28 protein-coding genes are annotated in these 24,437 nt (G+C 65.8%); 9 read left to right on the top strand and 19 right to left on the bottom strand.

From position 1 onward, the window contains the following. Nucleotides 1-25: 25 nt before the first annotated feature. The 4 genes from ACZ60G_RS02020 to ACZ60G_RS02005 form a co-directional block, all read right to left on the bottom strand. Nucleotides 26-709 carry a response regulator gene (locus tag ACZ60G_RS02020; RefSeq protein ID WP_465806424.1) on the bottom strand — a complete coding sequence of 228 codons (684 nt, stop codon included), beginning with the start codon at nt 707-709 and terminating at the stop codon, nt 26-28. Continuing rightward, the gene (locus tag ACZ60G_RS02015) at nt 706-1,863 is read right to left on the bottom strand and encodes a sensor histidine kinase (RefSeq protein WP_465806422.1); all 1,158 of its coding nucleotides are present in this window, start codon (nt 1,861-1,863) and stop codon (nt 706-708) included. Before ACZ60G_RS02015 ends, ACZ60G_RS02020 begins: the two co-directional genes overlap by 4 nt. A gap of 530 nt (nt 1,864-2,393) precedes the next feature. Further along, nucleotides 2,394-2,771, bottom strand: coding sequence for a VOC family protein (locus tag ACZ60G_RS02010; protein ID WP_465806421.1), 378 nt, complete (start codon nt 2,769-2,771; stop codon nt 2,394-2,396). Nucleotides 2,772-3,290: 519 nt separating this feature from the next. Next, nucleotides 3,291-4,130 (bottom strand): LysR family transcriptional regulator, encoded by an 840-nt coding sequence (locus ACZ60G_RS02005; protein ID WP_465806419.1) that lies wholly within the window; start codon nt 4,128-4,130, stop codon nt 3,291-3,293. A 105-nt stretch (nt 4,131-4,235) separates the two neighbouring features. On the opposite strand from ACZ60G_RS02005, the gene ACZ60G_RS02000 reads away from it, so the two are divergent. Together ACZ60G_RS02000 and ACZ60G_RS01995 are read left to right on the top strand one after the other, a co-directional pair. Further along, nucleotides 4,236-4,973: an SDR family oxidoreductase gene (locus tag ACZ60G_RS02000; protein ID WP_465806417.1), complete on the top strand. Its 738-nt coding sequence runs from the start codon at nt 4,236-4,238 to the stop codon at nt 4,971-4,973. A gap of 72 nt (nt 4,974-5,045) precedes the next feature. Beyond that, complete coding sequence (locus ACZ60G_RS01995) at nt 5,046-5,969, top strand: NADP-dependent oxidoreductase (protein ID WP_465806415.1); 924 nt, start codon at nt 5,046-5,048, stop codon at nt 5,967-5,969. On the opposite strand, the gene ACZ60G_RS01990 is transcribed toward ACZ60G_RS01995, so the two are convergent. Further along, nucleotides 5,966-6,352: a hypothetical protein gene (locus tag ACZ60G_RS01990; protein WP_465806413.1), complete on the bottom strand. Its 387-nt coding sequence runs from the start codon at nt 6,350-6,352 to the stop codon at nt 5,966-5,968. The two genes, ACZ60G_RS01995 and ACZ60G_RS01990, sit on opposite strands and share 4 nt — an antisense overlap. 9 nt (nt 6,353-6,361) lie before the next feature. Then, nucleotides 6,362-7,351: a helix-turn-helix transcriptional regulator gene (locus tag ACZ60G_RS01985; protein ID WP_465806411.1), complete on the bottom strand. Its 990-nt coding sequence runs from the start codon at nt 7,349-7,351 to the stop codon at nt 6,362-6,364. 60 nt (nt 7,352-7,411) lie between these two features. On the opposite strand from ACZ60G_RS01985, the gene ACZ60G_RS01980 reads away from it, so the two are divergent. After that, complete coding sequence (locus ACZ60G_RS01980; protein WP_465806409.1) at nt 7,412-7,765, top strand: YybH family protein; 354 nt, start codon at nt 7,412-7,414, stop codon at nt 7,763-7,765. 38 nt (nt 7,766-7,803) lie between these two features. Here ACZ60G_RS01980 and ACZ60G_RS01975 read toward each other — a convergent pair whose 3' ends face one another. The 3 genes from ACZ60G_RS01975 to ACZ60G_RS01965 form a co-directional block, all read right to left on the bottom strand. Beyond that, nucleotides 7,804-8,985, bottom strand: a complete 1,182-nt coding sequence (locus ACZ60G_RS01975) for an MAB_1171c family putative transporter (protein WP_465806407.1) — start codon at nt 8,983-8,985, stop codon at nt 7,804-7,806. A gap of 1 nt (nt 8,986) precedes the next feature. Further along, nucleotides 8,987-9,499, bottom strand: a complete 513-nt coding sequence (locus ACZ60G_RS01970; RefSeq protein ID WP_465806405.1) for a hypothetical protein — start codon at nt 9,497-9,499, stop codon at nt 8,987-8,989. 308 nt (nt 9,500-9,807) lie between these two features. Beyond that, a complete protein-coding gene (locus ACZ60G_RS01965; protein ID WP_465806403.1) occupies nt 9,808-10,299 on the bottom strand; it encodes a nitroreductase family deazaflavin-dependent oxidoreductase in 492 nt (163 codons plus the stop codon). 113 nt (nt 10,300-10,412) lie between these two features. Here ACZ60G_RS01965 and ACZ60G_RS01960 point away from each other — a divergent pair, with 113 nt between their 5' ends. Beyond that, nucleotides 10,413-11,009 (top strand): TetR/AcrR family transcriptional regulator, encoded by a 597-nt coding sequence (locus ACZ60G_RS01960; protein WP_465806401.1) that lies wholly within the window; start codon nt 10,413-10,415, stop codon nt 11,007-11,009. Nucleotides 11,010-11,019: 10 nt separating this feature from the next. On the opposite strand, the gene ACZ60G_RS01955 is transcribed toward ACZ60G_RS01960, so the two are convergent. Continuing rightward, complete coding sequence (locus ACZ60G_RS01955; RefSeq protein WP_465806399.1) at nt 11,020-12,150, bottom strand: zinc-dependent alcohol dehydrogenase; 1,131 nt, start codon at nt 12,148-12,150, stop codon at nt 11,020-11,022. Beyond that, nucleotides 12,150-12,575: a tautomerase family protein gene (locus ACZ60G_RS01950; RefSeq protein WP_465806398.1), complete on the bottom strand. Its 426-nt coding sequence runs from the start codon at nt 12,573-12,575 to the stop codon at nt 12,150-12,152. Before ACZ60G_RS01950 ends, ACZ60G_RS01955 begins: the two co-directional genes overlap by 1 nt. 77 nt (nt 12,576-12,652) lie before the next feature. Here ACZ60G_RS01950 and ACZ60G_RS01945 point away from each other — a divergent pair, with 77 nt between their 5' ends. Then, nucleotides 12,653-13,237: a TetR/AcrR family transcriptional regulator gene (locus ACZ60G_RS01945; protein ID WP_465806396.1), complete on the top strand. Its 585-nt coding sequence runs from the start codon at nt 12,653-12,655 to the stop codon at nt 13,235-13,237. A gap of 413 nt (nt 13,238-13,650) precedes the next feature. Here ACZ60G_RS01945 and ACZ60G_RS01940 read toward each other — a convergent pair whose 3' ends face one another. Then, a complete protein-coding gene (locus tag ACZ60G_RS01940) occupies nt 13,651-15,516 on the bottom strand; it encodes a serine/threonine-protein kinase (RefSeq protein ID WP_465806395.1) in 1,866 nt (621 codons plus the stop codon). 117 nt (nt 15,517-15,633) lie between these two features. Between ACZ60G_RS01940 and ACZ60G_RS01935 the strand changes: the two genes are divergently transcribed. Beyond that, nucleotides 15,634-15,924: a hypothetical protein gene (locus ACZ60G_RS01935; RefSeq protein ID WP_465806393.1), complete on the top strand. Its 291-nt coding sequence runs from the start codon at nt 15,634-15,636 to the stop codon at nt 15,922-15,924. A 6-nt stretch (nt 15,925-15,930) separates the two neighbouring features. Here ACZ60G_RS01935 and ACZ60G_RS01930 read toward each other — a convergent pair whose 3' ends face one another. The 3 genes from ACZ60G_RS01930 to ACZ60G_RS01920 all read right to left on the bottom strand — a co-directional run bounded on the left by ACZ60G_RS01930 (nt 15,931) and on the right by ACZ60G_RS01920 (nt 18,210). Beyond that, the gene (locus tag ACZ60G_RS01930; protein WP_465806392.1) at nt 15,931-16,686 is read right to left on the bottom strand and encodes a hypothetical protein; all 756 of its coding nucleotides are present in this window, start codon (nt 16,684-16,686) and stop codon (nt 15,931-15,933) included. Further along, the gene (locus tag ACZ60G_RS01925) at nt 16,683-17,246 is read right to left on the bottom strand and encodes a hypothetical protein (RefSeq protein ID WP_465806391.1); all 564 of its coding nucleotides are present in this window, start codon (nt 17,244-17,246) and stop codon (nt 16,683-16,685) included. The genes ACZ60G_RS01930 and ACZ60G_RS01925 overlap by 4 nt, the downstream gene beginning before the upstream one ends. 64 nt (nt 17,247-17,310) lie before the next feature. Beyond that, on the bottom strand, nt 17,311-18,210 hold the full coding sequence (locus tag ACZ60G_RS01920; protein ID WP_465806390.1) for a DMT family transporter: 900 nt from the start codon (nt 18,208-18,210) through the stop codon (nt 17,311-17,313). Nucleotides 18,211-18,272: 62 nt separating this feature from the next. Between ACZ60G_RS01920 and ACZ60G_RS01915 the strand changes: the two genes are divergently transcribed. Beyond that, nucleotides 18,273-19,184 carry an AraC family transcriptional regulator gene (locus tag ACZ60G_RS01915; protein ID WP_465806389.1) on the top strand — a complete coding sequence of 304 codons (912 nt, stop codon included), beginning with the start codon at nt 18,273-18,275 and terminating at the stop codon, nt 19,182-19,184. Here the strand turns inward: ACZ60G_RS01915 and ACZ60G_RS01910 are convergent. Continuing rightward, nucleotides 19,094-19,714, bottom strand: a complete 621-nt coding sequence (locus tag ACZ60G_RS01910) for a hypothetical protein (protein WP_465806387.1) — start codon at nt 19,712-19,714, stop codon at nt 19,094-19,096. The two genes, ACZ60G_RS01915 and ACZ60G_RS01910, sit on opposite strands and share 91 nt — an antisense overlap. Nucleotides 19,715-19,760: 46 nt before the next feature. Beyond that, on the bottom strand, nt 19,761-20,240 hold the full coding sequence (locus ACZ60G_RS01905; protein ID WP_465806386.1) for a MarR family winged helix-turn-helix transcriptional regulator: 480 nt from the start codon (nt 20,238-20,240) through the stop codon (nt 19,761-19,763). Between the two features lie 75 nt (nt 20,241-20,315). On the opposite strand from ACZ60G_RS01905, the gene ACZ60G_RS01900 reads away from it, so the two are divergent. Beyond that, nucleotides 20,316-21,773, top strand: coding sequence for an MFS transporter (locus ACZ60G_RS01900; RefSeq protein ID WP_465806384.1), 1,458 nt, complete (start codon nt 20,316-20,318; stop codon nt 21,771-21,773). Nucleotides 21,774-21,856: 83 nt separating this feature from the next. Here ACZ60G_RS01900 and ACZ60G_RS01895 read toward each other — a convergent pair whose 3' ends face one another. Then, nucleotides 21,857-22,585 carry a helix-turn-helix domain-containing protein gene (locus ACZ60G_RS01895; protein WP_465806383.1) on the bottom strand — a complete coding sequence of 243 codons (729 nt, stop codon included), beginning with the start codon at nt 22,583-22,585 and terminating at the stop codon, nt 21,857-21,859. 104 nt (nt 22,586-22,689) lie between these two features. Then, the gene (locus ACZ60G_RS01890) at nt 22,690-23,661 is read right to left on the bottom strand and encodes a helix-turn-helix transcriptional regulator (protein ID WP_465806381.1); all 972 of its coding nucleotides are present in this window, start codon (nt 23,659-23,661) and stop codon (nt 22,690-22,692) included. A gap of 110 nt (nt 23,662-23,771) precedes the next feature. Here ACZ60G_RS01890 and ACZ60G_RS01885 point away from each other — a divergent pair, with 110 nt between their 5' ends. Beyond that, nucleotides 23,772-24,425: a TIGR03086 family metal-binding protein gene (locus ACZ60G_RS01885; RefSeq protein WP_465806379.1), complete on the top strand. Its 654-nt coding sequence runs from the start codon at nt 23,772-23,774 to the stop codon at nt 24,423-24,425. Nucleotides 24,426-24,437: the final 12 nt, after the last annotated feature.

The following is a 24,437-nucleotide window of genomic DNA, read 5'->3' as shown; positions in this document are numbered from 1 at the left end:
TCGCATCGGACGAAAGGATGTGCGCTCAGCGACCTTCGGATATTTCGGCGTCGTGGACCAGGATGGCGATCTGCACGCGGTTGTGCACGCCTGCTTTGCTCAGGATGTGAGAGACGTGGGCCTTGATCGTGGGCAAGCTCAAATACAGTGCCGCGGCGATGGTGGCGTTCGATTCCCCCTGCCCGATGCGCACAGCGATCTCGAGTTCGCGATCGCTGAACTCGACCAGCCGGGCGCGCGCGAGGTCGCGTCGTGCGGTTCCACTGGTGTCGCGAGTGGCGTGCAATGCGGAAAGCACGGTGCGCGTGACCCCCGGTGAGAGTACCGAGTCACCGGCGACGACGGCGTGGATGGCGGTGACGATGTCGGCGGGAGCGGTGTCTTTGACCAGAAATCCCGCCGCGCCCGCGGCGAGAGCATCGAGCACCAGTTCATCATCGGCGAAGGTAGTCAGCATGATGATCTGCGGTGGGCGGAGTCCGGCATGGATCTCCCGAGCAGCGTCGATCCCGCTGCACACGGGCATCCGGATGTCCATCAGCACCACATCCACGCTCAGCGCGGCGACCGCAGCGACAGCCTCGACTCCGTTTGCGGCTTGGCCGCGGATTTCGATCTCATCGTGCCCGCCGAGCATGAACGCTAGTCCGGTCCGTACCAGCGGATCGTCATCGACGAGCAACACCCCGATCGGTGCCACAGCGGTCACCGGTTCCTTTCGGTAGTCGCAGGTGTGAGTGGAGTGGCGGGAAGGCGCGCGGCAATTCGGAACCCGCCCGCATGCGCTGGGCCGTGCTCGAAGCTCCCGCCGACCAGCTCAACCCGTTCCCGAAGCCCGATGAGCCCTGCGCCGGCACCGGGAATCGACTGCCGGAGCATGCCCGGCGACGCAGAATTTGTCACCGTGAGTTCCATCCATCCCGGTCCAGCCGACTCGAGCCGCACCCGTACGCGACTCTTCGGAGCATGCTTGCGAATATTGGTCAGCGCTTCCTGCACTATTCGGTAGATTGTCAGGCCGACCCGAGGGGCGATGTCATCGAGCGGCACCGCGGTGGCGAGTTCGATTTTGTCGCCCTGCTCAGCCGCGGTGGCAATGAGCGTTCGCAGGTCGGCCAGTGTCGGCGGTGGCCTACGCCCATCGGAATCGTCGTCGCGCAGAACGTAAATCGCTGCGTGAACTTCATCGAGACCCTCGTGGACAGTCTGACGAATCGCAGCTGCCATCGCAGTGACCTGCTCCGGTGGCGCGTCGACACGGTACTCGAGTGCACCGGCCTGCACCGCCAGTAACGAAAGTCGATGCGCCAAGATGTCGTGCAGCTCACGGGCGATACGCCGCCGCTCGACCAGGCGGGCATGCTCAGCGGCGGTTTTCCGGGCAAGTTCAGCCTCGTCGATCCGCTCGACCAGCACCTTGACGAGCTCACGACGGGCGCGAACAAACATCCCCCATCCGGTGAAGGAGAAGATCATAAAGGCGGCAATACCTGTGTCGACCCACAGATCTGATCCACTGGAACCGTACAAAGCCAGATTCGGAACCGACATCACCGAAAACGCCACAGCGAGCCAGATGGCTGTGCGCCAGCGACGGTATTCAGCCACTGTGAAGACCGCCACCAACACAAGTCCGCCACTGATTGTGGTGAATGTCGACACCACCAAGATGTAGAGGGCGAACCACACAGCGTATCGACGTCGCCACCAGAGGGCAACGAACCCGATCACCCCCAGCACCCCATCCGCGCACCGCAACGCGATGGGATAGCCAGCGATCCCCTGCACCAAGGAATCCTTCACCACCAGGCTGAGCGACAGTGCCAGGATGCTCATCACGACATTGATCGCTGCAGCAGTCAACGCTGATCGCGTTTTAACCACACGCGGACCCTAACCCACCGCGAAGCGGCGGCGGGCACACCTGCCTGGTCAGGCAGTCAACTTCATGACTACCGGGGCCAAACGAAAGGTCATGTTGCCGTAGACCTTTGGTCGCGATAGTTGACAAACCAAGTCTCGCCCGCCAGGCTTACCGTCCATCATGACCGACCCCGCCCACCGCCAATCACAGACAGACAGCGCTCAGCAACCCGCGCGCACCACGCGATAGGCGGCATTGTGGGACGTTCCAGCCGAGTGATCGCTCGGCAGCTGAGTCTTCGACCCAGTCCTTCGACCCAGTCCTTCGAATCATTGGTCAACGCAACGTCTGACGCCGGTCGTGTTCCGAACTCATCGGTCCGTCGGCGTCGGCGGCTTCGACCGGCGCACTGTCATCGGCAGTAGCGATGTTCTGCAGCGCAGTCGATCTCGCCGCGTAGAACGCCCGAACAGCGGCTAGTTAGAGGATGAGTTGGACACAGTGCCTACGGCCGACGATTGCCGGAATCTCAACTGCTACCGGTCGGGCTGAAGCCTGGCAGCGGCTCTACCAGAGTGATGCTGTTTCCATCGGGGTCGGTCAACTGACCGAACTTCACCCTGGTGGATGTAGTGTCGTCGTAGGTCAGCGCGATATCTGCAGCCGCCAATGCCTTCTGTGCGGCGGTGATATCGGGCAGGTGCAGGGTAACCATCCCGCCTCCGGCGCGGTTCGGGTCCAACACCACTTGGAGTGTCTGTTTATCAGTGAAGTGCCAGTCGGCCAAGGTTGCCATCGGGCGGGCGTCAGGGCCGCGACCGAGCAAGCGGGAGAACCATTCGATGGCAGAGTCCATGTCGTGCACCGGAATTCCAGCCAAGATTCCCGCAACGTCGAGCTGGGTCATGTTGTCCTCCTCGGGGTATAGCCGTGTGTCGACCGATGAACAGCCACCGGGCCAGGTCTGTTGAGCAGTCAAGTGATTCGACGCGATGGCGCGCTCAAACTAATCGGTCCCGCCACCAACTCACGGAACGTCCGCTCGTCGGCATGAGCGCGCACTCGAGTTGACTAGAGCCAGGCGCGTGAAGCGGCAGGGAAGCAGGACCGTCCGTGGTTCGACCGCTGGATACCGCGCAGAGGTTATTCGGTTACGGAACGCGAGTCGAGGGGTGAACAGGGTGTTTGACGTGCAGATATTCGACGCAACCGTGGTCGAGTTCCGTTTCAACGTATAGCCCCGTCCAAGAGCAAGTAGTGCTCGTGGGCTGGTGAGAAGCCCAGAGTTCATTGAGCCTCGTCCGGTTGCCGGGCGGGGCTCAGTCGTTGTTCGGGTAGGCCGGTGGCTGTACAGCGCACTGCGCGTTGATCTTTGGCTGCCGCAAGCTGGCCGGTTCGGTCAGCGCGGTATGCGGCATGTTATCGGCTAGAGGCGTATCGCCGTACGGACAAGGCCGGCGACGGCTTTGGATCTGCTGTGTGGTGGCCAGGCGATGACGGTCGTGACGGCCGGTGCGTCCGGCACGGGCACGATGGCGTGATCGTCGCGTAGCTGGGCTCGGAGCGACTCGGGCATGAGCGCGCAGGCCCGTCCGAGCGTGATCAGCTGGGTCAACTGGGTATGGTCGCGAACCTGCGGGCCGGGGCCGTCGGGATAACTCCCATCCCGTCGAGGCCAGCGTGGCAGGGGCAGGTCCGTCAGGGCGTTGACCTCGGCCATCGATATGTGGGGTCGGTTGGCGAGGGGATGCCCCGCGGGCAGGACCACGACCTGCTGTTCGGTGTGCAGATCCTCGGTATCGAATCCGGCTGTCGTGTCGTAGGGCCGGTGGAGCAGAGCAACGTCGGCACGCCCGTTGCGTAGCAGGCCTTCCGGTTCGCCGGGCCCGCAGAGCATCACCTCGACTGCGACAGCGCCCGGTTCGGCGGCGTAGGCGTCGAGCAGCTTCGACAACAGTTCGCTGGACGCTCCTGCCTTGGCGGCCAGCACCACACCGGGCCGCTCGGCGGCGGCGCGGCGGGTGCGGCGCTCGGCGGCTTCGACCGCTTCGAGAGCGAGCCGGGCCTCCCGCAGGAGCACCGACCCGGCCTCGGTCAAAGCGATCGCGCGAGTAGTGCGGTGCAGCAGAACGACTCCGAGCCGCCGTTCGAGCTGCTGGATCGCACGCGACAGCGGCGGTTGCGCCATCGCGAGCCGTTGTGCCGCCCGCCCGAAGTGCAACTCCTCGGCGACGGCGACGAAATATCGCATCTCCCGCGTCTCCATCGGGTCATGGTATCCGGCGATGACCACGACCAATACCCGTGCGGTATCGCCGCCCACCCGACCGGTCTTGGACGCTGCACCCGCAACCGCAGCAGGATCGGCGGCGTGAGTGAACAGACGATTGCGCTGGTGACCGGCGCGAACAAGGGAATCGGATACGAGATCGCCGCTGGCCTGGGCGCGCTCGGCTGGCGAATCGGTGTGGGTGCGCGTGATCGGCAACGCCGCGACACCGCGGTGGAGAAGTTGCGCGCGGCCGGGACCGACGCGTTCGGTGTGCCGCTCGATGTGACCGACGACGCAAGTGTGGCCGCGGCGGCCGAATTGATCGCCGACCATGCCGGAGGGCTCGATGTTCTGGTCAACAATGCCGCGATCACCGGCGGTATGCCGCAGACACCGACCACGGTCGATCCCGCGACCGTGCGAATCGTCGTGGAAACCAACGTGATCGGGGTCATCCGGGTCACCAACGCGATGCTGCCGATGCTGCGCGATTCCGCATCTCCGCGCATCGTCAACATGTCCAGTAGCGTCGGTTCTCTCACCCTGCAAACCACGCCCGGTCTGCCCAGTACCGAGATCGGTTCTTTTGCCATCACCGCATACATGGCATCGAAGACGTTTCTCAACGCCGTCACGGTCCAATACGTCAAAGAGTTGAGCGACACCAATATCTTGATCAACAGCGGTTGCCCGGGTTTCACCGCCACCGACCTGAACGGTTTTCGCGGCGTCCGTACACCGCAACAGGGTGCGGCCATCGCGATTCACCTAGCGACCCTGCCCGACGACGGCCCGACCGGAGGATTCTTCGACGACGCCGGAACGGTGCCCTGGTGACAGACACACCGGTGCCACCATTCCCGTTCTCGAAGTCAGCCACGCGTCGCGCGTCGGAGGAGAAGCACGACAATGACAAAGGCAGTCAGATACGACGAGTTCGGCGGAATCGAGGTCTTGCGGGTCGACGAGATCGCCCGCCCTGTGCCCGGAGACGAGCAGGTCCTCGTGCGGGTCGAAGCGGCGGGCATCAACCCCGGTGAGGCAGCCATCCGAACCGGCGCGATGGCTGACATTTTTCCCTCGACGTTTCCGTCCGGGCAGGGCAGCGATCTCGCCGGGGTTGTCGCGGAAGTCGGCGTCGGAGTCGACCGATTCTCGGTCGGCGACGAGGTGATCGGGTTCTCCGAGAAGCGGGCCGCTCAGGCCGAGTTGGTCCTGGTCGACGTCGACAACCTCACACCCAAACCGAACGACGTCTCATGGGAGGTGGCTGGCGGCTTATACGTCGCCGGCGTGACGGCATGTGGGGCAGTACATTCCGTGCAACTCGACAAGGGGGAGACCGTTGTCGTCTCCGCCGCAGCCGGAGGAGTCGGCTCGCTCGCCGTTCAGCTCGCGCGCCGTGCCGGAGCCACGGTTATCGGCCTGGCGAGCCAGTACAACCACGAGTGGCTGCAAGGCCACGGCGTGATCCCGGTCGTATACGGTGACGGCGTCATCGACCGGATCAAGGCCGCCGCACCGGGCGGCATCGATGCCTTTATCGACACCCACGGCGGCGGGTACGTCGAACTGGCCCTTGCTCTTGGCGTCGCGGTCGAGCGGATCGACACCATCGCCGATTTCGCAGCGGCCGCGAAGTACGGAGTCATGACCGAACCCGGGACCAACGCCAGGCCGGGCGCCGAGGTACTCGCCGAATTGGCCGCCTTGATCGCCGAGGGACACCTCGAAGTCCCGATCGCCAACGTCTACCCGTTGACACAGGTCCGCCAGGCCTACGCCGAACTCGAACGCCGACACACCCACGGCAAAATCGTGCTCGAGCCCTAACCCGCACCAACACAATGCAGCCCGCTCCCAGCGGCACTGCTCAACCGCAGGATAATCCCGACGACACGGCCCGGTCGGCCACCCCAGGGATTGCGACAACCCCGGACGACACATCCGATATTCGGCATGAGCGCGCACTCGAGCTCACTAGAGCCACCCGCGCGAGGCGGCGGGGGGATGCGAACAACCTCCCGATAGGTTGCTTCGACGACGGATTCGTCCGTGAGATCGGCGTGCACTACCTGCATGCCGACCGAGTGGTCGACTTTGTCCACACCGACGACCACCGCGCCCTCACGCGTAAACCGATCGGCGACGGCCGGACCGATCAGACTGGCGGCCCCGTTGATGACACAGACCTTGCCGGCGAGCCTCTCAGCCACCACGACCTCCTACATAGACGTTCGGCACGGTGACACTCCGTAGCTGGTGGCGATCGCGGCGGCGCGGTTGCGCATAGAGTTGCGCAACCATTGCGGGGCAAGGGCTTCCGCGTTCGTGGCGAGTTGCCATAGTGCCCATTCGGCGTGTTTCGCATCTTGGAAGGTCACCTCCAGCCGCAGCCAGCCGTCTGCGTCGGCTTCTTCGGCGCGGACGGTCAGCGCGGTGCCCACCAGATCCTCCAGCCCTGCGGGGTTCACCCGTACCAGCACGGTGACTTGGTCGCCGCCGGTTCGAAACTTCGTGCTGCGTTCCTGCCAGGCGCGGTCCAGATCGACCCGGTCCGGTCGCTGGGCGGGTTCGGGGAGTTCCTCGGCGGCCAAGACCCGCGACAGCCGGTAGGTACGGTCCGCGCCGGACCTCGTGGCCAGCAAGTAGACCTGGTCGCGGACGGTGACCAGGCCGATCGGGTCCACCGTGCGCCACTTCGGGGCCTGGTCCACAGCCGCGTAGTGGATGCGCAGCTTGTGTCCGGCGAACACCGCGCGCCGGACCTCGGTCACTACCGTGTCGGGCGCCTCTTCAGCGACCAGTCGGCGTGCGAGGAGGTCGGTCTCCGGGTCGATGAGCAGTCGCTGGGCCGCGTCGTCCGCGGTGGCCCGATGGCTTTCGGGTAGCGCGTCGACCACCTTGCGCATGGCCGAAGTGAGCGCCGAGCCGAGGCCGAATGCCTGTGCGCCGCGCCGTGATCCGGCGACCAGCAGGGCAAGTGCCTCGTCGTGGTTCAGTCCGGTCAGCTCGGTCTGGAAACCGGGCAACAATGCGAAACCACCGTGCCTGCCGCGTTCGGCGTAGACCGGGACGCCGGCTGCGGACAGCGCCTCGATGTCGCGCAGCACCGTGCGGGTGGATACCTCCAGTTCGCGGGCCAGCGCGGGCGCGGACAGCTGACCGTGCCGGCGCAGCAGCAGCACCAGCGAGACCAACCGGTCGGCGCGCATGCGAAAACTCTACGGAATACACGACACAGGATGTCGTGATTCGTTGGGAGGCTTATCAATATGACAAATGAGAAAGTGGCCACTGACCCGAACGACCTGGGCAGGTACTTCATCGAGCGCGCCAACGCGGGCGACGTCGACGGGCTGGTGGCGCTGTACGAGCCGAACGCCGTACTGGCATTCCCGCCGGGCAACCTCGCGACCGGACATGCGGAGATCCGCAAGGTGTACGAGCAGTTCGTCGCGGCCGCGCCGGTGCTCTCGCCGGGTAGGCAGCATCCAGCGCTGGTGAGCGGCGACCTGGCCATGACAGCGTCCACGCTGACCACCGGCGAGGTGACCGTCGAGATCGCCCGACGCCAGCCCGACGGGTCGTGGCTATGGACCGTGGACCAGCCGGCACTCGTGCCGTAGCGGTGCGGCGGTGGGCCGGCGCGACCGAGCCCACCGCATTACCTCAGGTGGTTCGAGGTTGACGGGGTCAGGCCGCGGACGTGGGGCCATGCCTTGGCAAGTGCGAGTAGCTGGCGCAGCTCCGCGGTGAGGTCCCGTGCCCCCGGTTGGACTTGGTGTCGGGGCGTGAACCGGCTTGCGCTCGGCGGGTGCCCGGCAGCTTTGGTGGCGATGGCCTCGGCGATGTGGCGGGCATAGATATGTGGGTCACCGCCGGTGGCGGCCAGTTCGTCGGGGCTGCTGCTGTAGCGCTTGAGATGCAGCAGGCTGTCGCGGATCTCGACTGTCATGCGGTGCAGACGGATGGCCGGGTCTGTCCGGCCGCTGTGGTCGCGCCGCATCTCCAGGACGATTTCGGGTACGGCCGCGGTGAGATCGGCCCACATCGGCCGCAGGCGGCGGCAGTATCGGCCGGTGCGGTCCCAGCCGATGTGGGTGAGCAGGGTGCTGATCAGCGGCACGGTGATCGTGGCGGGAGCGCCGACGGCAGAGAGAATGAAGGCGCCCCATCCTTCCCAGTGCATCTCGGGATCGAATGACGGTTGGCCCGTTATGAGCCTGATGATGGTCCCGAGCGGGTATCCGACCGCTACGATTCCCAGGCCCACTATGGTGCCCAGCACCGCTGTGTACATTGCACGTTCCTGCCAGAGGGTAGCGCCTGCGGCGCGCATCTCGCGCACACTTACTCGGCCGAGGAGCAGGGCTGTAGCGCCGAGCGGCAGGGAAAACGTGACGCAGATGACGACAGTTGACCAGCCGAGGGCTTGGTCGATCAACTGGTCGGCGTGGCGGGCGGGCGTCCCTGCGATCAGGATGATGGTGGTGGCGGTGATCGTGAGGAGGTAATAGCGCGACTGCCTGCGCCACGTGTGTGCGGGATCGGCGCCTGCCCACAACTTGGCGATGCCGTAGATATGCGAGATGGTCAACAGGGTTGCTCCCAGTGAAAGCTGTCGGGCGATGTTGACCACGTCGCTGTCGTCGCCGGGCACCAGCCAGGCCAGTGACTGCTCGAACCAAGCCTCCCGCAAAAGGTTTTCGAAGAGAGCGGCGGCGAGCCCGCGGTTGATGAGCCGGTCGACGATGCTGTCCCGCAACAGCCACCACCGACCGGCGAGCACCAACGTCATACCTGCCAGGACGGGCCAGGCGATCAAACTCGGGACCGGGGAGGTCATCTCATCGATGCCGGTTTCGGAAGAACGTCGAGCGGAACCGGCTCGCCGACCGCTTCGGCAGCATCGCTTCGACGAGCAGCAGGTCGGCGAAGGTTTCGGCGGCGTGCTCGCGCTCGCTGCCGTAGTCTTGGCGGCGCAGTACGCTGCGGATGGTTTCCAGTGACAGCGATGGCATCAATTCGCGCAACGGCAGATCAGCCGCGGCACCACTGGGATCGCTCGCGGTCCCGCCGTGGCCGAGCAGCATGTGACCGATCTCGTGGGCGATGATGTGATCGGCATGCCATTCGGAGTCGGCCCCGTACATGATCACGTCGTCGCCTTCCCGGGCAATCCACAGGCCGCTTCCGGTGCCGCATCCGTTCCCCGACAGTGCGCCGACGTCGATCGGGCGCAACGTGATCGGCCGTCCCCGGTACTCTGCCACCCGCGCGATGTATTCCGTTATGTCCCACGGGTGGGGGATCGGTACCAGGCGACCCAACTCCTCGAATCGCGCGGCGAGATCCTCCATTACGCCTTCCCTCGTTGATCACGTGACCTATGCCGATATTGCGGTGAGCGTAGTCGCCGCCGGAGCATTGTCGCGGACGTGGCCTGTCGCGCAAGCATTCTCGCATCCGCCTTCGGCGGCTCGGCCGCAACATCATCGGCCTTCGCTCACACCTCGAGCTGCGCAGAGGCAATCCCGCGGCTTGCCGCCCTTGGCCGCGAGCGCGAGAGGTCAGCCCCGGTCTTCGCGCGGCGCTGGCGGTGCAGGCATTTCGACTCGCCTACCTGTCTTCGGCGCTACTGTGCATCCGGAATTGACGGTCGGCAGGATCAGTCGAGCGCGGCGCGGGGGCGGAGGATGACGACCGGGATTTCGCGCTCGGTCCATGCTTGGTAGGTGTCGAAGTCGGCGTAGGCGTCGACCAGCCTCGGCCATAGACGTGCGCGTTGTTGCGGGTCGGCGGTGACTGCGCGCACGGCATGGCGTTCGCGGCCGATCTGGATATGGATGTCGGGGGTGGCGCGCAGGTTGTGGTACCACTGCGGGTGTTTGGCGAGGCCGCCCTGGGACGCGACGACAACGGTGTCGGCGCCGTCGGTGATGTAGAGCAGTGGCGTGGTGTGGGTGGTCCCGGACTTTCGGCCTCGATGCTCGAGCAGCAGCGTCGGTACCGGCTTGCGGAATCCGGCGCCGATGCGCCATTTTCCGCCGATGCGTCCACCGGTGCGTTTGTAGACCCAAACTTGGATCTTGCCTGTGTATTTGAAGATCTTCGGCAATACGGGCGAGTCGAGCTGTTTGGGGCGTGGTGGAGGGGTCATTGCGTTCCTTCGATCAAGCCGACTGGCTTGACCATACACATGTGGCTAAATGTATGGTCAAGCGATCGCGATGACCCGGTCCAGACGGCGCGGGTGAAGGAGTGAGCAATCCGGTGCGCACGCATGGATGGTCGGGTACGGCGCCCGTGAACGACGACGAAGCCGTCGAGCGCATCCTGGCCGCTGCGCGTCGAGCGATCGACCGATCAGGCAGCGATTTCAGCATCGCCGAGGTCGCGCGCGACCTCGGCGTCACCCGCCAGACCGTGTACCGCTATTTCCCCAGTGCGGAAGCACTTTTGACCGCGACCGCGATCGCGCAGACCACACATTTCCTCGACGTCCTAGCCGAGCACGTGAGCAAGATCCGTGACCCCGCCACCGCCGTCGTGGAAGGCATCGCCTACACCCTCGAACGTCTGCCCCACGAGAAATACCTCAACCTGCTGCTCACCCCTGGCCGCGCCGGCGCCTTCTCCGCGGGCGTAACCTCCGACACCGCACTGGCATTCGGCCGCTCGATCCTGCAACGTTTCGCTGTCGACTGGGCGGCCGCCGGGATCTCCGACCCCGATCTGGACGAACTCGTCGAGCATATGCTGCGCATCGTCCAGTCGTTCGTCATCGACCCCGGCCGCCCGCCCCGCCGCGGGGCGGAACTTCGGACTTACCTCACCACCTGGGTCGCCCCGGCACTCGATCCGAGATAGCGGGGTGTGGTCAGTCGACGCCGAGCGGTGGCCGGTGCAGGACGAGTTTGGTGGTGTGGGCTCGGTAGGCGTCGGGCGCGTCGTCCCAGTCGGCGAGCAGGGTGGTGACGGTTTCGGCGGGGAACCCGGTGCGGGCGACGAAGTCCAGCAGGGCCGGTAGCACCGGACGCACTTGGGAGACACCGATTTTGAGGGTCGCATCGTTCGCGTACATGTGCATCAGCGGCACCTTTGTACCCGGCGGGAGGTAATAGCCGACCGGTGTGCAGATCCCACCGGGTTGCAACGCACGCAGGGCGGCGTCGACACCGGCGGCGGTGGAGGTGCCTTCGACGACGATGTCGTAGCGGCGCGACGGCAGATCCGCGTGACGTAGCTTCCCCTTCTTGACCGGATGTGCTCGCGCACCAAGCTTTTCGGCGATCGCGAGACGTTCGGACCGGTGATCGACATAGTCGACGATCTCGGCGCCGTGCACGACGGCCAGCCCGGCGGCGTAGAGCCCGATGCTCTGGGCTGCGCCGCCGAGGATGAGCACCGACCCGCCGGGTCGTTCTGTCAGCGGCGCGACGACACACCGCCATGCGTCGGCGAGATTGTCGCTGGCGGCGGCTACTCGAAGCGGGTCGAGTCCGTCGGGTAGGCGCACGAGCAGGTGGTCGGCATACGGGATGCGCAGGCGGTCGGCGACCATGCCGCCCCACGGTCCGCTGGCGGGTCCGAATCCGAAGGCGGCCAGTGGGCCGGTGCGGGTAGTGGAGCATTTGGCGGTGAGCCCGCGCATGCATTCGCGGCACTCGCCGCAGGACACCGCCCACGGCACGACGACGAAGTCGCCGCGCGCGAGTCCGGTTACGTCCGAACCTATTTCGAGGACTTCGGCGATGCATTCATGGCCGATGCCGAAGGGACCCTGGAACGGGACCGGTCCGCAGATTCCGGACACCACCGGGTCGATCAGCCCGGCCCGGATGCCCAGCTGCATGGCACGCGAGACGTGGCGGTGGATGGGCAGGGTGTCGCCGTCGCAGCGGCCGGCGACGAACGGGCGCACGATCGCATCCCGCGCATCGGTCAGGACCGGATCGGGGCGCTCACGCCACTCGAGGTGGTTGGTGCGCAGGAAGTTCAATTCCCGCATCAGCCGCGCGCCTGTGCCGCAAGGGCTTTCAGTTCGGCGAAGCGCACGACGGTGCCCGCCGCGCCCCAGGTGCCCTCGGGCTGCTCGTGGATGAGCACCCAGACGCGCAGTGCGTCGTCCACGCCGAGTCCGGCGGCTGCCAGCACATCGGCGGTCACCTCTTTGATCAGGCCCTCCTTACGCCGAGCGGAAAGTGCGCCCTCCGGCACGGTGACATCGACCCGGAACCGCGGCAGGTCGTCCTCGGCGCTGCTGAAGCCGCCGCCCGGTACTTCATCGATGCGGCACCACGCCTGCGCGCGGAAGAACGCGGTGTCGGGTGCGCCCTCCCACTTCAGCAGGGTGGCGGGCAGCGTCTGCTGCAGGGTTCGGCGGGTCTCGGGGGACAAGACCGCCGCGGGCAGGGTGAGCTGGATCATCGGCATGGGAACACCTCCGTTATAACGACTGTTATATGTCGTGGACGGTACGCTATGACAGTCGTTATGAGCAAGGGAGTGTGATGGCGCAGTCGGAGGCGCGAGATCGAATGGTGGCCGGTGCGGCCGACATGCTGCGCCGACGCGGGCTGAACGCGACCAGCGTGCGCGAACTGGCCAAGCACTCCGGCGCCCCCCTCGGCTCGACCTATCACTACTTTCCCGGCGGCAAATCCCAACTCGCCGCCGAAGCCGTCCGTTTCGCCGACGCCCTGGCCGCGCGCAAACTCGCCGAGGAGCTCCCCGTCGGACCGGTCGCCGGGCTACGGGCATTCGTAGACATGTGGCGAAAAGTAGTGGTGGACAGCGATTTCCGTGCCGGATGCCCAGTACTGGCCGTCTCGGTCGAAGACCAGCCCGACGCCGACGACGAACCCCGCCGCGCCGCGGCCGCCGCCTTCGACCACTGGACCGAACTACTCGCCGAATCCCTTCGCACCCACGGCGCGACCCCCGACGCCGCCGACCGAACCGCCACCCTGATCGTCGCCGCCATCGAAGGCACCGTCGCCATGTGCCGAGCCCAACGCAGCACCCGCCCCCTCGACCAAACCGCGGACGCCCTCGAAAACGTCGTGCGCGCGGTGACCGACCAGGCCGTGAAGTAGTCCGTTACAGTCGCCGGTTCAGCTGAGCACGGGAGTACTGGGGAGTAGGATCGTGCTGGTCGGGGATGGTTTTTATTCGGTGTGAAATGCCGACGATCGGGCGGTTTGAATAGAGGAGTGCCCGCGATCCGTCATCGGATTGGAGGATTGATCATGCTTCGTATTTCGCTATTGGTCGCTACTGGTGCTGCAGGGATCGGCGCGGCTCTTTTTCCGGTGAGTGCGCAGGCTGGTCCGGATGATCCTGGGACGCCCTGTGGGGACAAGATGGTTATGAATACGCATCAGGAGTGCGTTCAGATCGGCAGTTTTTGTACGTTGTCGGATGGGATGATCATCGGGAATATCGGGCCCGATGGGCGGTGTGTTATTCCCGGTACGAATATTTGAGGTCGTTGCGAAAGTTGGTGGGGCTAGCGGCCTCTGGGGTATTTGGTTACTACGGTGCCGTCGGTGTCGGCGGCCAGGTAGGCGCCGCCGTAGTCGTCGGTCAGGTAGACCCTGACTGTTGGCTTGTCGTTGTTGAAGGTCCAGGCCGGGTCGACGATTACGTAGCGGAGGGTGGGGGTGGGGATGCCGAGGCTTTCGTCGGCGATGCGGAACAGGTCGGGGAGGATGTCCCAGTTGATCGAGCTCAGCTTGACGGTGGCTTTGTCCGAGAGTGGGCCGCCTGCGCCTTTTCGGGTGGCTGTTCCGTCGCGGTAGACGAAGAGGTCGTAGAGGTTGGGGTTGTTCTTGACCGGGGCGCCGACGTCGGCGTAGGTCGGGTAGAACGTTGCTTCGTTGAATTCATCGCCGCCGGAGACCTTTTCGAGTGCGGCGATGGCCTGGCGGATGCTGGTCGGGGTCAGGAGGTCGACGGGTTTGCCGCTTCCGGGGGTTCCGGACGGGCTTGCGGATCGACTTGTCGTGGGGAATTCGTCGGTCGCAGGTGGATTGCTCGGAGTGGCCTGGTTGCCGGTCGAATCGGGGCGCAGGGCCACTATCACTAGCGTGGCGACGACAGCAACGATGACTGCGGCGGCCGCGAGGCCGATGACGATCCCGCGTGAGAGTGGTTTGCGTGCAGGGGGATTCGCCGAGCCGTATGGGTGCGGCGAGTGTGTCGTGCCGGGTGCCGTGCCGCTGGATCCCCGGAACTCGCCGACTGAGCCAAGCGTATTGAAGACACCGGGCGCGTTGCCCGCGCCTGGTGTATTGAATCCGCCGGGTGCACGGGCTGCGTCGGGTGTGCTGAATGCGGGTGGGTTGCCCACGCCTGGCGTTCTGAACGCGGATGGGTTGCCCACGCCAGATGTGCTGAATACGCCGGGTGTGTTGCTCGCGCCTGGTGTATCGAATCCGCCGGACATATTGCCCGCGCTCGGTGTTTCGAATCCGCTGCGTGCATCTCCTGGACCTGGGGTATCGAATCCGCTGGGAGTGCTGAATCCGCCGAGTCCATCCGCACTGCCGAACCCACCCGCCGCAACCGCCTGCGCAAGCATCAGATCCACCTGCTCGGCACTCGGCCGACGATCCGGATCGGGCACCAACAGCGCCGTCAACACCGCCGTCAACACCCCAGCGCGCTGCGGCGGCGGCACTTCGCCTCTGATCACGGCAGCGAGCGTGGCAACGGTCGACTCACGCCGCATCGGGTGAAACCCCTCCACCGCGAAATACAGCAGCAAGCCGAGTGACCACAGATCAGAGGCTGTATGCCCCTCCTGACCACTGAGCCGCTCCGGCGCAACATAATCCAGTGAGCCGACCACGCTGCCGGTGGAGGTCAAACCGTTCATGCCATTGATCGCGGCGATACCGAAATCGGTCAGGACCGGCGAACCGTCTTCGCGCAGCAGCACATTCGCGGGTTTGATATCGCGGTGCAGTACGCCCACCTGATGCGCGGCACGGAGGGCGGCCAGGATGCCCCGGCCGAGGTGCGCCACTTGCAAAGGCTGCAACGGCCCACCAGCCAGGTGGTCGGCGAGGCTCTGGCCGCGAACCAATTCCATGACGATCCATGGATGCGCCACTTCGGGCGAATCCACGATGTGGTGGATGGCAACGACATTCGGATGACCGATCCGGGCCAGCGCCCTGGCCTCTCGCAGCACCCGCTCGCGGTGCACGCCGGGCGAGCCTGCGCCATCGGTCTCGGCCCGCACCTCCTTGAGCGCGACCTCGCGATGCAGCGCGAGGTCATACGCACGCCACACCGTCCCCATACCGCCGCTACCGAGCGGCTCGAGCAACTCGAAACGCCCGTCGACCACTGCACGCTCGGAAATCACGGCGCAAGCCTATGGTATCGGCGCGCCCACGCGACATACGTGTTTCACATACATCATCCGGCGGAGATGAGGCGCTCCAGCCCGGCGAGGGTTCCGACCCGGATGGAGGTCAGGTCGATGACGACCGATACGGTTCAGCTCCACCATGATCGGCTGGTCGCGACTCGTCCGGTCCTGATCTGCTCGGCAGGCGCGGCGCATCCGAAAATGCGCGAACTGCTCGGCTCGGACTGGAAGACCCGGCACCGCATCGAATTCGCCTTGTACACAACGGTTGCCACCCTCGCTTGGCAACACCTGCCGTGTCGGCTCACCCTGACGCCGTTGGCCCACAACCGATTCCGATACGAGAAGATCCGTGCTCGCTACAAGAGCCTGCAGCTGAACTCATTCGCCGCCTCGGCTTGAAGCGCGCTACTTTCCGGTGCCGACCAACTGGTCGAAGAAGGCGCGGTAGCTGCGCAGCGCCAGCCGCAGATCTTCGGTATCGCCGTCCTCCTCGCGCGACCACAGCCGTTCCAGCGACTGCTTGCGCTCGGCCAGCGCGGCGGACAACTGCTGAACTGTCGTCATGACCAGATCGTCGGCCTGTGTCACCGCATCGTGCGGGCTGTCCACGAAACTGCCCTGCAACTGCCGCCATGCGGTGCGCAGGCGCTCGACATCGGCAGCACCGAAGAGCGGCTGATCGCCGATTTCCTGTTGCCCTGCGGCCGTGCGCTCATCTGTGGCCGCGCTCTTGTCTGCCGCCGTGCGCTCGTCTGCGACTGGGCTCGTGCCTGTCGCAGTGCTCCCTGCGGCCGTGCCTCCGCCTGCGGTCGTGCGCTGGTCTGCGGTCGTGCGCTCGCCCGCGGCTGCGCTCTCGCCTGTGGTCGTGCGCTCGTCTGTCGTCGTGCGTTCGGCCTTGCCCGTGCGCTCGTCTGCCGCCGCTATGCTCACGCCCGCAGCCGTGCCACCGCCTTCAGCTATGCGCTCGTCCGCAGCGCTCTCCCTGTCAGCCGAGCCCGCAGCCGACGTAGCCCCGCCCCCGCTCGCCTCAGCCTCCGATATCGGCGCCGACCCATACGACGCAGCCGAATCGCCCTCGGTCCCGTTGCGTGTCCCGGTCGGCGAAACCCCTTCCGGCACTTCGCCTTCCAGACTCCGCTCCCGGTCCTGTCCTGTGCTCATCGCTTTGCATCCTTCTTCTCGCCCGGCGCGCTGCCGAGCAGGTCCTCGAACAACTCGCGGTACTGCACCACCGCGAATCGCATGTCCTCGGTGGAGATTCGGGTATCGGAGCGCCGGATCGCGATCTCGTGTGCGGCGCGATAGTGGCCTACTGTCGCCGCGTGCTCGACGGACAGATCGGCGAGCTGCTGGTCATACCCTTCGGTGGGGTAGCCGCGCTCGGCCATGATGTCGGCCACCAGCACATCGGCCGCGGTTACGGCATCCGCCGGAGCGTCGACGAAGCGCTCCTGCATCCGCGCCCACTCGGTGCGATACCGCTGCTTCTCCTGATCCGAGAGCTCCCGGATATCGAGCTCGGCATGGCGCCGCTCCCGCTCGGTCAGCTCACGGTCGGTGGCTTTGCGGCTGTCCAGCTCCTCCCTGGTCCGGTCGTATTCGGGCCCGAACTTCTCGCGCAGCCGCTTTCTTCGCAGCATCGGCCAAGCCGCGACCAGCAACCCGGCCACGACCAAAACCACCACCACGACGACCACAATTGCTATCACTGCAGAAGACACGCGATCCTCCTAGCTCAGACGGTCGTGTCATGCAGGTAATGCCTCGCCGACGGCCATCCAAACCTCAGGAACGGACGTCGACCGCCTCCGGCGCGGGCGTCGTTTCGCGCGGCGCGCCGCGGCGACTATTCAGCCAGGCGCCGACGAACATCATTGCGGCCCCGAGGGCCTGCGTCGGCGAGATGGACTCTCCGAGCAGCATCCACGCGCAGCTGAGACCGAAGGCGGGCACGAGGAACATCGCCGCCGCCGCGGTCGCCGGTCCGACCTGACTCACCGCGCGGTAGTAGAGGACATATGCGAGGGCGGTGGGCAGCGCGCCGAGATAGGCCTGATTGAGCCAGAATCCGAGGTCCAGCTCGGACCACCGAACGTCGGAAAGTTCAGGAGCGGCGATGAGCCCGAGCGCGAGCGTGCCCGCAGCGGTGGCGTACACGGTAACGGTAGGGGCGGACAGCCGAGACAACAGCGGCGCTCCGAGCATCGTGTAACTCGCCCAGCAGGCCGCCGCCGCAAGGAAAACGAGATCGCCGAGCAGCCGATGGGTTCCGGTCGCGGGGATGCCGAGAAAGAACACGCCCGCACCGGCGATCGCCACGGTCAGCCCCACCATTCGGATGCGAGACAACCGCGTACGGCTGACCAACGCCGTCACGACCACCGTGAAAATCGGTGCGGCCATCGGGACGATCACGCTGCCGTCCGCCGCGGGGGCCAGGGCAAGCCCGAGAAAGAACAGAAAGTTATAGCCGAATATCCCGACCAACCCGAGCCCGGCCGCGCGAGCGGCATCGGCGGCGGGCAGTCGCGGCGCGCGCAGCACGATGAGCAGCACAACCGTGCCGATCAGAAATCGCAGAAATCCGGCAACCGCATGCGGCACCTCGTTCACCGCAAGTTTCGAGGAGGCGAACGCACTGCCCCACAACGCCATGACCAGGACCAATAGCAATCGGATACGCACAGGTCGATCATCGGCGGGGGCCGCGCCCGAGTATTGAACGCTGGTGCGGTGACAATGGACCGGTGACCGAGCGTGAATGGGTCGACTACCGGCGAATGGCGGACCGCCCGGTCGAGGTCATGCACGCGCATTTCGAACGGCACGTCTACGACCTGCACAGTCACGAGACGTACTCGTTCGGACTGACCGAATTCGGCGCGCAGACCTTCGACTGCCGCGGCGCCACGCGCACCAGCGCGGCGGGCATGGTGATGGCCTTCAATCCGGACGAGCCGCACGACGGACACAGCACGACCGAACTCGGATTCACCTATTGGATCGCGCATATCGGGTCCGAGTTGATCACCGATCTGCTGGCCGACCGCGCGGGCCGCGCGACCGGTCTGCCGTTGTTCGCCGACCCGGTGCTCCGAGATCCGATGCTCTCATCGGCTCTACGCAGGCTTTGTGCGAGTCTGATCGGCCCCGCCACCGAACTCGCCGCCGACGAGGCATTGGCCGCGTCGGTCGCGGCGCTGGTGCAGCGCGGAACCCGGACGCCGATGAGAACCGCTGTGGTACAGGCTGGTTCGGCAGCCGATATCGCACGGCGGGTCCGGGCGGTACTGCACGATCGCTATCTCGACCCCATCTCCATGGACGATCTGGCCGAAGCCGCGGAATGCAGCCGATTCGCCCTGTATCGCGCCTTCCGCACCAATTACGGTCTGGCACCGAGCGATTACCAACGACTGCTGCGGCTGCGCACGGCGCGCAGATTGATCGCCGCCGGCCGACCGATCAGCCAGGCGGCGATCGATGCCGGATTCGCCGATCAAGCCCATCTGACCCGCTGGTTCCGGCGCTGCTACGGCATTACGCCCGGCGTGTATTTCGAAGGGGGTCAGGGCTCGACGGGTTCGAGTGTCGCCCCGGTGAAGGTAACGAAATCCGGTCCCTCAGTGAAACTTTCGGAAGTTTCCTCGCCGATGTAAAGGTCCAGATGCCGCGGGCCGCCGAGTCCCGGCGTGAATTCGTCGCCGATCGTCCAGGTTGCCGCACTGAATCTGCCGCATACGCTGTCGGGCCTTGCGTTCCCGCAACCGGTGAGCCGCAATCGAGTTCCCGGCTCGATGCCATCGGCGGCCGCACTCTCGAACGGATGCAGCGCCTCGCCCCGGGTGTCCCGCGGTTCGGTGTCGAGCCAGAAGCCGACATCGTAGGACCAGTTCAGATATTGCCCAGCGTGCCCGCCGCTGGTGATCCGGCCGGTGCCCTCATCGCGGACCACGTCGATGAAATCCTCTGGCAGCGAGCCTATTTCGACATTGGCGTCGGTGCATTCGAGATCGCCGCAGCCGCGTACGGTTTCGAGCGATCCGGAGTGATAGGACTCGACCGCCGTGTAGTACACCGTCACTGTCCAGCCGTTCCATTCGTCGGCCTCGGTATCGAGTCCGCAGCCGACGGCGAGTGGCGACGCCACGAACAGTGACGCCGCGACCACCCCGAACCCGAACCTCACCGCAGCGATATTGCCCGACGCCCCGGGTGCCGCGCCACTCGGTGGTTTACCGAGCGGGCGGACGCGGCCACGGATTCTCCTCGAGATGCTCTATCGACATATTGAACCGAGAGATGAGCCCGCTCAACTGCGTGATATCGGCGGCCGTCCAGTCGGCGACGACCGCGCCGATGCCCTCCTGACTCTGCTCGCGATCGGCGGTCACCAATTCCAGGCCCTTGGCGCTGGCCCGGATCTTGCGGGCAATGCCGCCGTCCGGATCGGGGACGCGCTCGACCAAGCCCTGCTTCAGCATCGCGGCGACCTGCCGGTTGATGGTGGAGATATCGAGCTGGAAGGCCTCCGACAGCTCGCGCAGGCTGAGTGGGAAGTCCATCTCCAGTCTGGTCAGGATCAGATACGCCGACCGGTCGAGCTGGAAGCCGGGCCGACGCAACAGCGAGGCCGGGAAGTGCCGGGAGAGCAGGGTCAACTCGAAGACGAGGCGGGTGAGTTCATCGTCATTCTCGGGACCTGATTCGGGCATGGCCCACACTATGTCGGCTGAATCACGTCGATTGCAAATTGTGCACGATACATAGGATGTGTACCGTACATATTCATGTCTGTTGCAGCCGACGCGTCTTCGACCGTCACCGAAGACGACGCCCGGCGCCGTCCCGCATCCGGCCTACTCATCGCGACCCTCGGCATGATCGGTGTCGTCGTATCACTGATGCAGACGCTGGTCATTCCGATCATTCCCACGCTGCCGACGCTGCTGGACACCTCGGCGTCCAATGCGTCCTGGGTGATCACGGCGGCCCTGCTGGCCGGTGCCGTCGCCACCCCGATCAGTGGCCGACTCGGCGATATGTTCGGCAAGCGCCGGGTGCTGTTCGCCAATCTGGTGTCGCTGGTCGCCGGTTCGGTGGTGTGCGCGCTGTCCTCCGCGCTGGCGCCCGAAATTATCGGGCGCTCGCTGCAGGGTGCGGCGGTCGGCGCGATCCCGCTCGGCATCAGCATCATGCGTGACGAATTGCCCGCCGAGAAGGTGGGTTCCGCGATGGCGATCATGAGTGCCACACTCGGTGTCGGCGGTGCGCTCGGCCTGCCGCTGGCGGCGGCGATCGCGCAGAATGCGGACTGGCACATGCTGTTCTGGACCGCGGCCGGGCTCGGAGTCATCTGTGCCGCACTGGTTTTCGTCTTCGTACCGGAATCGCCGGTGCGCACACCCGCGCGTTTCGATTTCGGTGGTGCGGTCGGACTGTCGATTGCGTTGCTGGCCTTGCTGATTCCGATCACCAAGGGTGCGGACTGGGGTTGGGGCAGTGCGACCACGCTCGGCCTGTTCGCGCTCTCGCTGGTGACATTCCTGATCTGGGGCTACTTCGAACTGAAGCAGCGCTCGCCGCTGGTCGACCTGCGGGTCTCGGCGCGGCCGCGCGTACTGTTCACCAACCTCGCTTCCATCGCGGTCGGGTTCGCGCTCTACGGCATGTCGCTGACCTTCCCGCAGCTGATGATGGCGCCGGAGCAGACCGGATACGGCTTCGGTCTGTCCATGGTCAATGCCGGATTGGCGCTGGCCCCAACGGGATTCGTGATGATCCTGCTGTCGCCGGTGTCGGCGCGGCTGTCGGCGGCGCGCGGCCCGAAGGTCACGCTGGCGCTCGGCTCGGCGGTGATCGCGGTCGGTTATCTGTGTGCCGTGGTGCTGATGAACAGCGTCTGGGAGCTCATGATCTCGGCGATGATCGTCGCCGGCGGTGTCGGTCTGGCCTATGCCGCGATGCCCGCGCTGATCATGGGCGCGGTGCCGCTCACGGAGACTGCCGCGGCCAACGGCCTCAATTCGCTGATGCGCTCGATCGGTACGTCGACCTCAGCGGCGGTGATGAGCGTGGTGCTCGCCCACATGACGATGCAGCTCGGCTCGTACGTACTGCCCTCACGCGACGGCTTCCACACCACCTTCCTGATCGCCACGGCCGCAGCCCTGGTCGCCATCGTGCTCACGCTGGTCATTCCGATGCGCAAGGCAGCCGATGCCGCCGATAAGACCGGGCACGCCTGATCATCGGGGCACGAGCCCGAACGGCCACCGGGCCGATCCTCAACGGCGAGGATCGGCCCCGTTGTCGTTCGATGGCCGGCGGTTCAGTCGATCGGCACCAGGGTGTACATCCACCACGGCCGCCGCGGGAATTCGGACATGAAGACGTTCAATGTCATTCGGCGCAGTTCGCGACGCGCCGGATCGCGCACGTGGATCCACTGCCTGGCGATATCGGCCGGTGCGACATCGGTGAGCCACAGTTGCTCCCACTCCGGTGCCGACCGGCAGGCGGAGATGATCTTGTCCAGCCGCTCCTGCGGCACCAGGCCAGGCGCCATCATCCGCAGCGCGTAGACCATCAGATGCGCTTCCTTGTGCCACTCGTGCACGGCCTGTCTGGCCGCCGGATTCAGCATCGTCCACTCGAGGATATTGTCGCCGGGCTCGAGCCCGGGAAATAGCCGCAGGTAAGCGGAGTTCGCGGCGACCAGATCGAAGGTGGGCACGATCTGGAACCAGGCGGGCTGGGCAATGCTGCGCAAAGTGCGCAGATCGGTGGGCAGCGGGACGCTAGGCGCCGGTCCGAAGGTCTCCGGAAACTGGCTCGCCTGCGTGAGACTCACGATGTGGTCGCGGAAGAACACCGGTACACCCAGCGCATCGAACAATCGGCCCAGCGTCGCCGAAGTCGGCGCGACCACCCCCTGTTCGAAATCCTCGATCACCGTCTGCGGGAATCCGGTGGCCACGGCCATCGCGGCCTGGGTCAGTCCAGCGGCTTCCCGGCGTTCCCACAGATAGCGGGCGATCGAAGGGCGGGTATCCGCCATGGTGCTATGCCTCCTGATCCTCGGGATCAAGAGTTGATCCCCCCGTTCACATACCCGTTCCAACCTAACTTCGACCGAAAGCCTTGCCGCGACGTTGGATAACGCTACGGTGCCAGTTCGACGGACTCGGTATAACGCCGCGCGAGGGTGCGCAGGTGCGCAACCAGTTCCGGTGGGCCGTCGACCCGGAAGTCCATCATCAGCATGCTCAGGTAGATGGCAATGGTTTCCAGGGCATCCGCGCCGGTCAGCAGGATGCAGGTATCGGCGTCGACGGCCTCGACCACGCCGACGGCCGGGTTGATGCGGGCGATCACCGTCTCGGCGGGCACCAGGACCGTCACCCGGGCATGCACCTTCCAGCCCGTGCTGGCGATATGGCGCATGACGAAGGCCACCAGATCGTCGTCGGGCAGTGACCGTGCGGCGAAGCGGCGCGACCCAGTGACGGCGCGCTGTACCTGGGCGACGGGAATCGCACGCCAGGAATGGGTTTCGAGGTCATAGGCGACCAGATACCAGCGGCGCTGCCAGTTGATCAGCCGATAGGGCTCGATTTCGTTGTCCGCGTCTGGATCCAGGCCGATGTGCACGGTGGCGCCATCGCGGATGGCGCTCGCAAGCGTGGTCAGTATCGCGGCCGGGACCGGGGCATCCGGTTCACGTGAGCCGGTGGTCGCCGGTCCGACGGCGGTGGCGTTGCGCAGCGCGGTCACCTTGCGCTGCAGGCGTTTCGGCAGGATCTGTTCGAGTTTGGCCAGTGCCCGGGCCGCGTTCTCGGTGATATCGGCGATGCCGGTGGAGCCGTCCTCGGCCAGGCCGATGGCCACGGCCACCGCGACAGTCTCATCGTCGTCGAGCAGCAGCGGCGGCATGGTGCTACCGCGGCCGAGTCGGTAACCGCCGATCGCACCCCGCTCGGCGTGCACCGGATAGCCGAGTTCGCGCAGTCGCTGGATGTCGTTGCGCAGCGTCCGGTCCGTGATGTCGAGCCGTTCGGCCAGTTCACGGCCGGTATGCGCGCGGTCTTGCAGCAGCGAGAGCAGACGTAGAACGCGCGTTGTGGTGGCCGCCACCGTCGCCTCCGGAAATCTTTTTGGATGAAGCCGATGTATTAGGAACGAAACTAGCCTAATGGCCTCATAGGCTTGGTGACATCAGCAAGAAGGAAAAAGAAAGGCCAGCCATGAACATCACCACTGCCGCCGACGCCACCGTGACCCTGCGCCCCGTCTGGCGCGATGTCCTCGCCACCTCCTACCGCGCACTGACCGAAGTGGTCGCGGGTATCGGCGACGACCAGTGGCAGTTGGCGACCCCGTGCTCGGAATGGGATGTCACGCAGGTGATTCAGCACGCCGCGGGCGATCAGCTCGCCTTCGCCAAGGCGCTCGGTATCGGAATCGGCCCCACCTACAACCCCTTCGCACCGTCCGGCGCCATCGACGGCACGGCCGCCGAGTTGGTCCGCGATGCGGTCGAGCAGACCGCGACCGCCTGGGCCACCGTCACCGACGAGACCGAGACCGTACCCACCCCGCTGCCGCACGGCGCCCTGCCGACCCCCGTCGCCGCGGTCATGTGCGCCTTGGACGCGGCCGTGCACGCCTGGGATATCGCGATCGCGACCGGACAGCCGTCCCCGTTGAACGACGAACTCGCCGGTCACCTGCTCACCGCGGCGCGGACCATGAACCCGGCGCCCGGCGGCGGTCCGGAGGCGGAAATCGTTGAGCCGCTGCGTCAGTGGGGTGCGTACGCCGCGATCGTCGACGGCGCGGCGGATGACACGGTGGTCGCCGAGCTGCTGCGCTACCTGGGGCGCGACCCGCAGGCCTGATTCGGGCGGGGG

The sequence above is a fragment of the Nocardia sp. NPDC102475 genome, assembly GCF_055584605.1.
Note: the sequence above shows the minus strand (reverse complement) of the source record. Positions and strands in the feature narration are given on the sequence as shown.

Excerpts from the sequence above, each read along its gene's own strand:
- ACZ60G_RS01970 (WP_465806405.1), bottom strand. The coding sequence starts at position 9,499 with ATGGAGGATCTCGCCGCGCGATTCGAGGAGTTGGGTCGCCTGGTACCG.
- ACZ60G_RS01900 (WP_465806384.1), top strand. The coding sequence starts at position 20,316 with ATGTCTGTTGCAGCCGACGCGTCTTCGACCGTCACCGAAGACGACGCC.
- ACZ60G_RS01885 (WP_465806379.1), top strand. The coding sequence starts at position 23,772 with ATGAACATCACCACTGCCGCCGACGCCACCGTGACCCTGCGCCCCGTC.
- ACZ60G_RS02010 (WP_465806421.1), bottom strand. The coding sequence starts at position 2,771 with ATGACCCAGCTCGACGTTGCGGGAATCTTGGCTGGAATTCCGGTGCAC.
- ACZ60G_RS01965 (WP_465806403.1), bottom strand. The coding sequence starts at position 10,299 with ATGACCCCTCCACCACGCCCCAAACAGCTCGACTCGCCCGTATTGCCG.
- ACZ60G_RS01950 (WP_465806398.1), bottom strand. The coding sequence starts at position 12,575 with ATGCCGATGATCCAGCTCACCCTGCCCGCGGCGGTCTTGTCCCCCGAG.
- ACZ60G_RS01975 (WP_465806407.1), bottom strand. The coding sequence starts at position 8,985 with ATGACCTCCCCGGTCCCGAGTTTGATCGCCTGGCCCGTCCTGGCAGGT.
- ACZ60G_RS01955 (WP_465806399.1), bottom strand. The coding sequence starts at position 12,150 with ATGCGGGAATTGAACTTCCTGCGCACCAACCACCTCGAGTGGCGTGAG.
- ACZ60G_RS01945 (WP_465806396.1), top strand. The coding sequence starts at position 12,653 with ATGGCGCAGTCGGAGGCGCGAGATCGAATGGTGGCCGGTGCGGCCGAC.
- ACZ60G_RS01935 (WP_465806393.1), top strand. The coding sequence starts at position 15,634 with ATGACGACCGATACGGTTCAGCTCCACCATGATCGGCTGGTCGCGACT.
- ACZ60G_RS01905 (WP_465806386.1), bottom strand. The coding sequence starts at position 20,240 with ATGCCCGAATCAGGTCCCGAGAATGACGATGAACTCACCCGCCTCGTC.
- ACZ60G_RS02005 (WP_465806419.1), bottom strand. The coding sequence starts at position 4,130 with ATGGAGACGCGGGAGATGCGATATTTCGTCGCCGTCGCCGAGGAGTTG.
- ACZ60G_RS01985 (WP_465806411.1), bottom strand. The coding sequence starts at position 7,351 with ATGCGCGCCGACCGGTTGGTCTCGCTGGTGCTGCTGCTGCGCCGGCAC.
- ACZ60G_RS01980 (WP_465806409.1), top strand. The coding sequence starts at position 7,412 with ATGACAAATGAGAAAGTGGCCACTGACCCGAACGACCTGGGCAGGTAC.
- ACZ60G_RS01895 (WP_465806383.1), bottom strand. The coding sequence starts at position 22,585 with ATGGCGGATACCCGCCCTTCGATCGCCCGCTATCTGTGGGAACGCCGG.
- ACZ60G_RS01995 (WP_465806415.1), top strand. The coding sequence starts at position 5,046 with ATGACAAAGGCAGTCAGATACGACGAGTTCGGCGGAATCGAGGTCTTG.
- ACZ60G_RS01930 (WP_465806392.1), bottom strand. The coding sequence starts at position 16,686 with ATGAGCACAGGACAGGACCGGGAGCGGAGTCTGGAAGGCGAAGTGCCG.